12 protein-coding genes and 2 riboswitches are annotated in these 12,521 nt (G+C 40.4%); of the genes, 1 reads left to right on the top strand and 11 read right to left on the bottom strand.

From position 1 onward, the window contains the following. Position 1: 1 nt before the first annotated feature. The 10 genes from cbiE to ACH6EI_RS11250 all read right to left on the bottom strand — a co-directional run bounded on the left by cbiE (position 2) and on the right by ACH6EI_RS11250 (position 10,318). Positions 2-1,198, bottom strand: coding sequence for a precorrin-6y C5,15-methyltransferase (decarboxylating) subunit CbiE (gene cbiE / locus ACH6EI_RS11295; RefSeq protein WP_099331065.1), 1,197 nt, complete (start codon positions 1,196-1,198; stop codon positions 2-4). Then, complete coding sequence (locus tag ACH6EI_RS11290) at positions 1,188-2,291, bottom strand: cobalt-precorrin-5B (C(1))-methyltransferase (protein WP_033579170.1); 1,104 nt, start codon at positions 2,289-2,291, stop codon at positions 1,188-1,190. Before ACH6EI_RS11290 ends, cbiE begins: the two co-directional genes overlap by 11 nt. A gap of 3 nt (positions 2,292-2,294) precedes the next feature. Next, positions 2,295-2,942: a precorrin-8X methylmutase gene (locus ACH6EI_RS11285; protein ID WP_013083415.1), complete on the bottom strand. Its 648-nt coding sequence runs from the start codon at positions 2,940-2,942 to the stop codon at positions 2,295-2,297. Positions 2,943-2,947: 5 nt separating this feature from the next. After that, positions 2,948-3,715: a precorrin-6A reductase gene (cobK, locus tag ACH6EI_RS11280; protein ID WP_033579172.1), complete on the bottom strand. Its 768-nt coding sequence runs from the start codon at positions 3,713-3,715 to the stop codon at positions 2,948-2,950. Then, positions 3,712-4,632: a sirohydrochlorin chelatase gene (locus ACH6EI_RS11275; RefSeq protein WP_098999417.1), complete on the bottom strand. Its 921-nt coding sequence runs from the start codon at positions 4,630-4,632 to the stop codon at positions 3,712-3,714. Before ACH6EI_RS11275 ends, cobK begins: the two co-directional genes overlap by 4 nt. A gap of 17 nt (positions 4,633-4,649) precedes the next feature. Further along, entirely contained in the window at positions 4,650-6,272 is a 1,623-nt protein-coding gene (gene cobJ / locus ACH6EI_RS11270; RefSeq protein ID WP_034269175.1) for a precorrin-3B C(17)-methyltransferase, read from the bottom strand. Between the two features lie 13 nt (positions 6,273-6,285). Further along, on the bottom strand, positions 6,286-6,666 hold the full coding sequence (locus ACH6EI_RS11265; protein ID WP_033579174.1) for a (2Fe-2S) ferredoxin domain-containing protein: 381 nt from the start codon (positions 6,664-6,666) through the stop codon (positions 6,286-6,288). Positions 6,667-6,767: 101 nt separating this feature from the next. Next, positions 6,768-6,947, bottom strand: a riboswitch (cobalamin riboswitch). A gap of 118 nt (positions 6,948-7,065) precedes the next feature. Further along, positions 7,066-7,244, bottom strand: a riboswitch (cobalamin riboswitch). A 146-nt stretch (positions 7,245-7,390) separates the two neighbouring features. Beyond that, the gene (locus tag ACH6EI_RS11260) at positions 7,391-7,549 is read right to left on the bottom strand and encodes a hypothetical protein (RefSeq protein WP_014459832.1); all 159 of its coding nucleotides are present in this window, start codon (positions 7,547-7,549) and stop codon (positions 7,391-7,393) included. A 352-nt stretch (positions 7,550-7,901) separates the two neighbouring features. After that, entirely contained in the window at positions 7,902-8,939 is a 1,038-nt protein-coding gene (locus tag ACH6EI_RS11255) for a M42 family metallopeptidase (RefSeq protein ID WP_047750842.1), read from the bottom strand. Between the two features lie 107 nt (positions 8,940-9,046). Next, entirely contained in the window at positions 9,047-10,318 is a 1,272-nt protein-coding gene (locus ACH6EI_RS11250; protein ID WP_167387321.1) for a cation:dicarboxylate symporter family transporter, read from the bottom strand. Between the two features lie 386 nt (positions 10,319-10,704). Here ACH6EI_RS11250 and brnQ point away from each other — a divergent pair, with 386 nt between their 5' ends. Continuing rightward, positions 10,705-12,060, top strand: coding sequence for a branched-chain amino acid transport system II carrier protein (gene brnQ, locus ACH6EI_RS11245; protein ID WP_099331067.1), 1,356 nt, complete (start codon positions 10,705-10,707; stop codon positions 12,058-12,060). A gap of 39 nt (positions 12,061-12,099) precedes the next feature. Here the strand turns inward: brnQ and ACH6EI_RS11240 are convergent, their stop codons facing one another. Next, a complete protein-coding gene (locus tag ACH6EI_RS11240; RefSeq protein WP_047750841.1) occupies positions 12,100-12,477 on the bottom strand; it encodes a hypothetical protein in 378 nt (125 codons plus the stop codon). Positions 12,478-12,521: the final 44 nt, after the last annotated feature.

Raw genomic sequence — 12,521 nt, 5'->3', positions numbered from 1 at the left:
TTCATTCTCCTCTTTTGGCTGTAATAATATAAATGGGGTTTAAAGCGTCAAATCGTGTTAAGTGTAAAATTGGCTTGCTTCTTGAAACTTGTGCAAGGGTAACAGCAGTCTCAAATCCTCGCTCTTTAAAAGCTTTCATCGCTTCTGCCAAATTTTCAATCGTTACGGCATTTAATACGATGCGCCCTCCTGAATTTAATCGGCTGCAGCACACGTCTAAAATGGTTTCCATGCCTCCTGCTGTCCCTCCAATAAACACCGCATCAGGATCAGCAAACTCACCTAACCCTTCCGGTGCTTTTCCGTGCACAGTATGGGCATCTACTCGAAATTTCGCTAGATTTCCCCTGCAGTTTTCCAAGTCTGCTTCGTTTTTTTCCACAGCAAAAATTTGTCCTTCACGCGCAATTTTAGCTGCTTCAATCGCGACTGAACCCGTACATGTTCCGATATCCCACACCACGCTGTCTCTCTTTAGCTGCAGGGCGCTAATACTAAGTGTACGAACTTCTTTTTTAGTAATAAGTCCCTTGTCCGGCTTGCGTTGAATAAATTCATCGTCCTCTATTCCAAGAGGCCAGACTGGGCTTTTTTCTACCTGCTTTAATATCACGACATTAAGCGGAGAAAAGAGTTGATTCGCCGCCTCTTCCAGCGAAAGCAGCTGACAGCGCTCCGCCTCTCCACCTAGATTCTCTGCCACAAACATCTTGTATTCTGTCATGCCGAATGATAACAAGTAGTTTGCCAGAGCACTAGGAGAATTTTGCTCATCGGTTAAAATCGCCACTTTTTTATAACCGTCAATGCGCTGAGCCAGCCCTTTTATACTTCTGCCGTGCACGCTTGTAAAATAAGCGTCTTGCCATCGCTCTTTTAGACGTGAGAATGCAAGCTGAATAGAACTTAAATAAGGATATATTTCAACGTCTAGCTTCGCAGAAAGATAGCTTCCAATTCCGTAAAATAACGGATCGCCTGAGGCTAACACAACCGCATTTCCTTCTTCGTTTTTTAAACGTTCAACAAGGGAAGAAAGACCTCCTTCAATGGCTACTTTTTCTCCTTCGAAATCTTGAAAAAAGTCAAGGTGACGCTTTCCTCCAATTAGCACATTGCTTTCATACACCCACTGTTCATACATAGGAAGTAGACTTAACTTCCCGTCGTCACCAATTCCAATAATTTTAATTGCCATGTTGCACCGCCTGTCCTAAAAAATCTCCTTTTAATGTGTAAAGAGACGTATCGACATCGATTCCGTCCCCTACTTCCTTTAATGCTGATAAACAGCAGTACTCGCACAGTTTTTCGAAAAACTGATGATGACCGCTTTGCGTCATTAAATCTCCCACTTGAGAAGCTGTGTTTGCGCCTTTTATTTCCTCTACCAGTTCAGCAGAAGCGCCTGACTCAGAAGCTGCTTTTGCTAAAAAATTAAAATCAATAGGTGCACTTTTTGAATGAACCATCATAACGCCTTGCGCGACTTTTGAAAACTTTCCCATCATGCCTACGAGCGACACTTTTTTCATTCCTTGCTTTTTACATTGTTTTAACGTAAATCCAACAAAATCTCCCATTTCGATAAATGCTTCTTCCGGAAGTTCTGGGAACTGTTTCATTCCATATTTTTCGCTTCGTCCCCCTGTCGTAATGACAACGTGCTCACAATTACTCGCTTTAGCAACGCTAATGGCCTGCACGATACTTGCTTTATAAGCAGCTGTTGAGAACGGAACAACAATTCCCCGCGTCCCCAGTATCGAAATGCCTCCTAAAATACCTAGACGCGCATTTAATGTCTTTTTCGCCATTTCTTCTCCTTCAGGAACCGAGATGACAATCTTAACGCCTTTTTGTATGTTGTATTGGGCTAGAAGCTGTTCAGCCGTTTCTTTCAGCATCTTTCTTGGCACAGGGTTAATGGCTGCTTCACCGACAGGAACTGGGAGACCGGGCTTTGTCACACGCCCTACTCCCACTCCTCCATCAATGATAATGTCTGCACCATTACACCACGAAACTTCAGAAATAATCAGCGCTCCGTGCGTGGCATCGGGATCATCTCCAGCATCTTTAATGATGCTGGCTACAGCGCTGCTTGTGCGATACTCGCATTCTTCAAGATGAAACGTAGCAAAGCGACCAACAGGTAAGTAAATCGTTGACTCCTCTTGCACTTCTCCTGAAATTAGCGTAAGCAGAGCTGCTCTCGTAGCTGCAGTTGCACAAGCGCCCGTCGTATAGCCTTCTCTGAGTTTCTTAGGTTCTTTTGGTACTTCCTTCATGCGTTACACCTGATCTGCAAGAATTGAAATTGCATTTAATGCAGCAACCGTTACCGTACTGCCGCCTTTTCGCCCGATGTTTGTAATAAACGGCACGTCAAGTTTGGCAAGTTCTTCTTTCGATTCAGCCGCTGAAACAAACCCTACCGGCAGACCAATAACAAGCCCAGGCTTCGCTTCTCCTTCTTTAATCAAACGAATTAACTCAAGTAACGCTGTCGGTGCGTTCCCAATTGCAAAAATCCCGCCGTCTGCTTCTTTAATTGCTTTTCGCATAGAAATAATTGCACGCGTTGTATTTAAGCGCTTTGCTTCTTCCATTACGTCCGGATCTGAAATATAAACTTTGATTTCACCGCCGTGTTTTTCAATTCGCTGCTTGTTTGTTCCTACTTGCACCATTTGTACATCTGCAACCACTTGCTTGCCGCTGCGAATGGCTTTAATTCCTGCTTGAATCGCATCTGGATGAAACAGCATGCTGCGTCCAAGCTCAAAGTCTGCAGACGCGTGAATTACCCGCTGAACAATTGGGTACTGTTCATCTGTAAACGGATGAGGTCCAAGCTCTTCTGTAATCATTTCAAAACTTTTTCCTTCAATTTGCTGAGGCTGAACAGTTAACGGTTTAAATTCTGTACGAAAATCCATCTCAATCAACTCCTAGTTTGGTTTACTAAAGCATGAACCACTTCTTCAAACGTGGAATACACGGTCCCATACTCAATTTTCGGTCGCCCAATCATAATGATATCTAAGCCTAACTCTTTAGCTGCTTCCACTTTTTCATCCACAGATCCAACTTTTCCGCTTTCTTTTGTGACCATGACCGTCACTCCGTATTGCTTATACAGTGCTTGATCAAACTCTTTTGTAAACGGACCTTGAATAGCAATAATATTTTTTTGCGGCAATCCTAACTGCTGACACTTTTCCATATTATCCAGCCTTGGAAGCATACGAGCAACAAGCCGTACATCTGAAAGAGGAAGGAGCTTTTCTGTAAAAACCTGCAGCGTCTTGCTGCCTGTTGTCAGCATAATAACTCCTTTTTTCTCAGCTGCTACTTCAGCTGCTTCTTCATACGTAGAAACCATCGTCATATTGTCGTAGGTAAAAGCCTGCGAAGCCCGCTCATAGCGTATGTAAGGAATCGATGTTTCAGCAGCCGCACCGATGGCGTTTTTAGATGCTTCTTCGGCAAAGGGGTGACTTGCATCCACAATAGCTTTTACACCATGTTCGTTTATAAAAGTCATCATATCTTCTTGTGTGAGACGTCCAATTTTCACTTTCACTTCTGCTCGCTGTAATTCGATTGCTGCATTGTCGGTTACAACCGTCGCCGTAACGTCGTAACCTTCTTTTTTCACTTGAACAGCTAATGCACGTGCATCGCTAGTTCCCGCTAACAATAAAATCATTTTAACTCGCCGACCTTATCTTCATGGTGGTGATGGTCATGATGGTGATCGTGGTGATGGTGATCGTGGTGATGGTGCCCGTGATCATGATCGTGATGATGATGGTGATCAATATGCTCCATAATGCCGAGGCGATATTGACATGTATCGCAGTTCATTTTCACTTCGCCTTCTAATCCTTCTTCAGCACGTTCTTTTAAAATTGTCTGCAGTTTTGGATGAAAACCGAAATAGCCGGCTAGCTTAAACTCAATGTTTTCATGCTGCATTTTATACTGCTTCACCATTTCTTCCAAACGCTTAATTAGTACTCCTGTAAATAAGAAATACGGGAGAATAACCACTTTTTTAGCGCCCAGTTTTAAACATCGTTCCACTCCTTCATCAATCAATGGAGCGGTCACGCCCATAAAAGAAGTTTCGACGATTTTGTAGTTTGTTTTTTCCCAAAGAAGGCGCGTAATTTTATATAAATCACTGTTTGCATCAGGATCGCTTCCTCCTCGCCCTAAGACAATAACAGCCGTGTCTTCAGCTGGAGTTTCTAAATTTTCTCCTGATTCTTGTAATCTCGTTTTTAAAATTTCAAGGGCTTCTTCATGAACGCCAATGGGACGTCCGTACACGAAGTTTACGTGTGGATATTTTTCCTTAGCTTCATCTATAGCCGCCGGAATATGTATTTTTGAGTGGCCAGCTGGCAAGAGCATAATTGGAACTACAACTACATCTGTCGCTCCTTTTGCCACACATGTATCAATGCCTTGACTTACATTCGGACGTTCAAACTCTAGAAAACACGTTTCTACTAAAATAGATGGGTCCCAATCATGCTTCATAGTCGAGATAAACTCGCGAATTTGATCGTTCCCTTCAGGATCTCTACTTCCATGACCGACAAATAAAACTGATTTCATATAATGCCCTCCCATTTTTAATCTCCACACGGAGCTGGTTCTACTTTTATTTTTGGTGTTATATCTTGATAGTCGAATCCATAAACATTCTTCACACGCTTAAAGAATTTATGAAACCGCTCATTTGGATGACCTTTTTCTTTATATTCATGGACAATGTTCTCCACTATTTCAACAATGTCATCGGGCGCTATGCCTTCCGCCACAATTTGACCTGAATGGGCGTTTCGTCCAACCGTTTTAGCCCCTAAAAATAAGTCAAACGCACCTTTTCTGTAGACAATGCCGATATCTTCTTGAACAGCACCGTAACAGGCCATACCGCATCCATTAATACCAAGCTTCAGCTCTTTTGGCATGTCCATTCCACCGAGACGCTTTTGTAATTGTTCCGTATGCGGGATGGCGTCACTTTTTTCTCCATCACAAAAATCACACGCTTTAATTGTAAACACGTCTCCGACTGGAGATAGTAAAAAGGAAGCTGATTGGAGCTTTTTAATAATCACATCTGGCTGAGCCGTTGGAATTTGCAGTTTGATTTGATGGTCAGGCGTATACTCCATCGTACCTTTTTCACCAACAACTTCTGCTAGTGTTGTCATTTGAACGGGCGTAAACTTCTTATTTGCAAGCCCTGGACTAACTGCCACTTCAAAAATAGACTCAATTGGCTGGTGTACGACCGGTGAAGTAGTTTCACCTAAAATTGCTTGAAGCGCTTCTTCTGCCAGAGCTCGTGAAGCTGCTTTTTCTTCTTTTGTGTTCTGAACATCTTCAATAGCTGAAGCCGTTTGCTTTACAGTCTCCTCTTGATCAAGAGCCCATGGTTCTGCTTCTTTTCGAAGTCGCTGATGCGGTCTTAGCGGCTGCTCTGTTTGGTTGAGGGTATATTTACGCTGATACCCGCGCGGTGTAATCATTAAGTCATCGTAAAAGAACGTAGATGAATTTCCGACAACAACGGTAGTCAGCATGCCTATTTCATGATTTAACATGTCTTTTAAATTGGTCATTACCACTTCTTCACGGTCACGATAAGCGCTTTTCACAAGACCAACAGGCGTATCGGGGGAACGGTATTTTAATAAAATCCTTTGCGCTTCCACAATTTGTCTTGTGCGTCTTCCGCTTTTCGGATTATAAAAAGCTACTACAAAATCTGCTTGTGCAGCTGCTTCGATTCGTTTTTCGATTAACTCCCAAGGCGTAAGGTGGTCACTTAAACTAATCGTACAGGCATCATGCATCACGGGCGCCCCAAGGAGGGATGCGCATGAATTAATAGCCGAAATGCCAGGAATCACTTCCAGCTCTACGCCCGTTTCTTTTTTCCATCCTTTTTCAATCAACACTTCATACACAAGGCCGGCCATTCCGTATACTCCTGCATCTCCGCTTGAAATGACCGCCACGGTTTTTCCCGCTTCAGCTTGCTTTACGGCTTCTTGTGCACGGCTTACTTCTTCGGTCATTCCTGTACTAATAATTTGCTGATTCGTTAATAGTCCTTGAATTAATTCCACATAGGTTTTATAACCAATGATCATATCACTTTCTTGAATGGCTTCTCTTGCTCGCTGTGTAATATGTTCAAAGCTTCCTGGGCCGAATCCAATAACTAACAGTTTACCTTTCATGCTAGCTCCTCCTTTATGCGTTACTTTTTACTTTGTCAATTCCTTCTATGGAGTCACTCTTTTCCGGAGAAACAAAACCGTTTTGATCATATTCATAAATAAGTGATTCCTTTATACTGCAGCCTCCTGCTAAATGTTCTTCAACAATTCGATGAGCTACGTTTTCAGTGACCTGCTTGTACCAATCTCCTGAAGGGTACACGATAGCTACAGGAGCATCTTTGCATCTTCCGTTACAGCGCGTACGGGTTGTGTGAACCGCTTCATCTAGATTCAGTTCAGTCACTTTATTTCGAATAGCTTGCGTGGCTTCTTCTCCACCTTTTCTCATACAGCTGCTTCCATTACAAATCAATACGTGATGTTTTGTTCCATTTAAGTTCCACGTCGTCACACTTATTCGCTCCTTTACTAAAAAAACGCCTCTATCAATGATAGAGGCGCAGAAAAATTCAAACTAAGTTTTTGCACTTCCACCTATATCCCGTAGGGTAAGCTTCGCATTAGAAAAAGGCTGGTTTCCTGACTTCGATTCATCACTTGATTGCGCCTTCCCGAATACAGTGGCATATGCAATCAGCTCCTCTTCACAGTGGCGGGTACCGCGCTGGCTTCACACCAGACTTCCCATTTAACGCAATGTGAACATTGCGCACCTTTTTTGCACGATATGTAGTTTTGTGCTACGAGAAAAACCCGCTTCGCTAATATGCGAGCGGGTAAAACGTCAGAATAAAAGTGTACACGAATGCCACTTTAAGCCAACGTTTCCCTTCCCGCTCCCCGGAGAAATAGAAACTTCACAATAAAGACAGGTCTCCTGACTTGTGTATCATTCTACTTGAGAACCTTCCCGTGATTTTTCCACAGTGGTTATACTCGTTCGTCCACACTTACAGTTGCGGGGGCAGTACTGGTCTTTCACCAGTTTCCCTATTAAGCCTTCTTGGCATCTTTACTGTTGCTGTTTGATATATATGAACCTTTTAAACTATCAGAATAATAGAAGTAACTACCATATCATAGCGTACATTTTTTTTTATTTCAACTCTATTCTTTTCGTAAGATACAAGAAGCTATGAAAAAACAAGAGCATAAAGTCAGCTCTTGTTTTTTCATTATATAGCTACTAATGTTAAATGAGGATCATTATAATACACGACTTCTGAAAGAACTTTACAGCCATTTGTTTTTGCAAAAGCTTCTCTCGCCTGCGTTTCAGTTTCAAATTCAAACATTTTCATTTCTTTTCCAGCATATACCGTCAGTACCCACATGAAAAGATTCGCCTCCGATTATTGTAGTGATCGCTATATCCACATTATGACGAAACCATATCCTTTTGAAAACCCATTCTACAAAACTTGTCACAAGAAACTTTTAAAAATTTAAAAACATTTTAACTTCTGTAAATGAACAAAATGTACAAAAGGTTTAAGCCGTATTATACCTCTTTAAAAAAGGTGCTTTTTTTACCAACTGTTGCTTCACCAGTAAAAAAATATATAGTATTTATTAAAAAAAGAAGCCGGACAGCCGGCTTCTTTTTTAGGAAAGGAAAGTACAGACATCACAGTCCCGTCCTGCTCTTTGTTTTGCATAAAAATACACTAATTAAATATTCCTTTCTTAAAGCAGAACCATGTTCGATTGCACATAGTGGTAAAGAAGCTTGTACGTATGGTTTAATGAATCTTGATGCGTTCTCTCAAACGCATGAGAAGAATCAATTCCTGGACCAATTAAGCCGTGTACGATGTCATGCCCGGCACGAATAGCAGCAGAAGCATCTGATCCGTAAAACGGATAAATATCTAATTTGTACTGAATATCATGCTGCTTAGCTAGCTCCACCAAATGCTTTCTCAAACCGTAATGATATGGGCCGCTTGAATCTTTTACACAAATAGACACGGTGTATTCATCAGTAGATTGTCCATCTCCCATGGCACCCATATCAACCGCTAAGTATTCTACCGTTTGAGGCGTAATATTAGAATTTCCTCCGTATCCAATTTCTTCATTATTTGAAATAAGAAAGTGCGTAGTGTATGGCAGTTCGATCTGCTCTTCTTGAATTGTTTTCATGAGCTGAAGCAATAAAGCTACGCTTGCTTTATCATCGAGATGACGAGATTTAATAAAACCGCTTTTTGTTATTTCTACACGAGGATCAAACGAAACAAAGTCGCCGACTTCAATTCCAAGACTGCGAACATCTTCTGCGCTATGTACTTTTTCATCCAATCGAATTTCTATATTATCTTGATTTCGCTCAGCTTTACCTGCATCTTTATACACATGAACAGATGTTTGATGCATAAGGATGGTCCCTGTAAATACTTCTCCTGCTGACGTTTCGATTTCACAATATTCTCCTTCAATGGAATTGTAGCGGAACCCTCCAATCAAGTCGATTTTCAGACGTCCACTCGGTTTGATTTCTTTTACCATAGCACCTAATGTATCGACATGAGCCGTCAGCATGCGGTGATGATCCGTATCTTTACCGGGAATAGTAGCGACTAAGCCTCCTTTTCGATTGCGATACGTTTGAATATTTAGCTCTTTTACATAGTCTTCGACAAATGAAATCACCTTTTCTGTATTTCCAGAAGGACTGGGAATCGAAACAAGCTTTTTAATTAACTGAACAGTTTCCGTCATTATGACACTTCCTTTGTCTCTCATTTCTTTTATTTTACCATATGTTTCAAAAAAGATAACAGGCAGCTCCAAACAAAAAAGCCAGGCAGCTGCCCGGCTTTTTTGTTTTAAGCTATGTTTGATTTCTTTAATTCATTTGTGTAATTTAATGATTTTTGCTTATCAAACTCGCCTTCAGACTTGGACATTACAATTGCAGCTAAAGCATTTCCTACTACGTTAACTGTGGTACGCATCATATCAAGAATGCGGTCAATTCCTGCAATAAATGCCATGCCTTCAAGAGGGAAGCCCATAGATTCAAGCGTAGCAAGTACAACTACAAACGATGCCCCTGGTACACCAGCCATCCCTTTTGAGGTTAACATTAGCACAAGAAGGAGCTGAATTTGATCCATAATGGAAAGGTCAATGCCGTACATTTGAGCAATAAACAGCGATGCCAGCGCCTGATAAATGGTTGAACCATCTAAATTAAACGTGTAGCCTGTTGGAATAACAAACGATGTAACCGATTTAGAACAACCGAAGTCTTCCATCTTTTTGATAAGAGATGGTAAAACGGCTTCTGAACTTGCTGTTGTAAAAGCAAGAAGCAGCTCGTCTTTTAACACTTTTATGAGCGTAAACATGCTTGTTCCAGCCATTTTAGCAATAATTCCAAGAACCACAAGCACAAAGAAAATCATGGTGAAGTAAACGGCGAACACTAATTTCCCTAATGGAATAAGTGATCCGACACCAAACTTTATAATATTAACACCAATAAGTGCAAATACACCTACTGGAGCAAATTTCATCACCAAATTAGTTACCCAAAACATTGCATCCAAGACGCCTTCAAAAAAGGCTAAAACAGGTTTTCCTCTCTGTCCAATCGAAGCTACGCCTACACCAAACAGTACGGAAAATAAAATGATTGGTAAAAGATCGCCTTCTGCTACCGACTGAAAGACGTTTGTCGGAACAATATGAAGAAGCTCCTGAGCAATCCCTGTACTTTCAGACGTTTTTGCCGTTGCCTCATATTGAGAAATATCGCTTTTTTCAATATGTCCCATATCAACCCCTGCACCAGGATGGAATAAGTTCGCGGCAATAATCCCCACTACAATCGCAATGGTTGTAACAATTTCAAAATAAAGAATTGTTTTTCCGCCAAGCTTACCTAATTTTTTGATATCGCCTACTCCTGCGACCGCTACGATTAATGCTGAAATCACGATCGGTACGACAATCATCTTAATTAAATGAATAAATATGTCTCCAACCGGCTGTAAAATAGAAATGGCTGTATCGCTTCCGTAAAAGATAGCACCTACAGCTACGCCTAAAATCAGTCCAATTAGAATCTGAGTTGCTAGACCTAACCTTTTCACTTTCTTGCTCCTTTCGCACAGTTGACTTTCATCCATCGAGCATATGCGGTTCCGCGAACCGTGTATAAATATACATCCTTACAGCACCTTATGTAAACAGTTCTTTACTAAAAGGATGTAAGGCCGCACATGCGAATTTTTAAAAGCCACGGTTCTGTTTTATCATATCAAATAATTGTTGTATATTGAGATTTTTTTGCTAAGTATTTTTCTATTTTTGCTATTTCAGCGAATTAATTAAAAAAATAAAATTTTATATTGAAATATGCATTTTAGGTTAGTATAATACGATACATGTTTATTTTTATTATTCGAATATAAAATTCTGAAAATTTTAATTATTCAACACGATAATAAAAAGCATTTATAATTTTGGAGGTTTTAATGTGTCAAACAAAGTTCCTTTTTCATTTATAGTGGTTATTGGCTTCATGCTTTTTGCCCTATTCTTCGGCGCAGGTAATTTAATTTTCCCTGCAATGTTAGGTCAGTCTGCTGGAAGCAATATTTGGTCAGCAAATGCTGGATTTTTAGTAACGGGTGTAGGTCTGCCTCTTCTAGGTGTTCTCGCATTTGGTTTTTCCGGAAAAGAGGATCTGCAGTCTTTAGCTAGTCGTGTACATCCAGCTTTCGGTATTATCTTTACTACAATTTTATACTTGGCAATTGGACCGCTTTTTGCAATGCCAAGAACGGGAAGTGTTTCGTTTGAAATTGGCGTTAAGCCTTTTTTATCAGAAAATTCAGGTCACCTTCCCCTTATCATTTTCACGGTAATTTTCTTTACTATTACGTGCTTTTTTTCGCTAAATCCTGCGAAAATTGTCGATTTAGTAGGAAAAGTTTTAACACCTATTAAATTAACGTTTATTGGAATATTGGTAGTTGTAGCCGTTGTGAACCCAATTGGAAAATTTGAAGCACCAAGCGAAGCTTATACAACGCACGCATTCTTTAAAGGCTTCCAAGAAGGTTATTTAACAATGGATACACTAGCATCATTTGTTTTTGGAATTATTATCATTAATGCAATCAAAGAAAAAGGAGCAAAAACCAATCGACAAATTATCGCAATTTGTGCAAAAGCTACGGCTATCGCTGCCGTTATTTTAGCTCTTATTTATAGCGCATTGTCCTATATGGGTGCTTCAAGCGTATCAGAGCTTGGACGTCTTGATAACGGAGGTACGGTTTTGGCTGAAGTATCGAATTACTACTTTGGCTCTTACGGAGGAATTCTTTTGGGTCTGATGATTACCGTTGCTTGTTTAACGACAAGTGTAGGCCTTGTAACATCTTGTTCATCTTTTTTCCATAAGCTGTTTCCAAAGGTCTCTTATAAGTTGATTGCTGTCATTTTATCAGCATTCAGCGCGGTTGTAGCAAACTTTGGCTTAACGGAATTAATCGCTATTTCAGTTCCAGTCTTAACAGCTATTTATCCGTTAGCTATTGTGTTAATTGCTTTGACATTCTTACATCCTTTATTTAAAGGACGTTCAGAAGTTTACCAAGTAAGCCTTCTTTTCACGTTTATCGTTAGTTTGTTTGATGGCTTAAATGCTGCTGGATTCAAAATCGCGGCAGTAAACGATCTGTTTACATCGATTCTACCTATGTATGGAGTGGGTCTCGGCTGGGTAGTTCCTGCTATTGTAGGAGGATTAATCGGTCTTGGCATTACCTTCCTTCGTACAAATGATAATACGAACAGAAACACTTCAAGAAAATTGATTAAATAAAAAGAGGATGCATTTGCATCCTCTTTTTATTGTGGCGTTTTATGAATAAGGAGTTTTTTTCTCCGTTAACTTCACTTCTTCCTTTAACACACGTTTTTCATATAGATATTTATCCGTTCGCTGAAAATGATATTTATCAGCTTTTTCTTTTTCAGATGTGGTCAAAAGCACTCGAACATCAGAAGCAGCTGACACATCAAACGTTTCATTTTGATAAGTAGCATACGGAGCTACAAAAAACACTTCTTCAACAGCATCACGAGGAACTTCTTTTGTAAAAGTCGTGTCATTGTATGGAATGAATCCATTTGCTACATCGCCTTTATCATAGCTAATCAGCTTTACACACCCATTTTCCGTTTCATAACATTCGTAGTCTCGTTCATTATATGCTGCATACAAACCTTTTCGAATCATAAAAAAACATTCCTTTACATTGGTTTAGCAACCGCTGGTACAAA

The sequence above is a fragment of the Priestia sp. JSM ZJ58 genome, assembly GCF_044383985.1.
Classification (GTDB): domain Bacteria; phylum Bacillota; class Bacilli; order Bacillales; family Bacillaceae_H; genus Priestia; species Priestia zanthoxyli.
The sequence above is the reverse complement of the archived record's forward strand: the minus strand, read 5'-3'. Positions and strand labels throughout refer to the sequence as shown.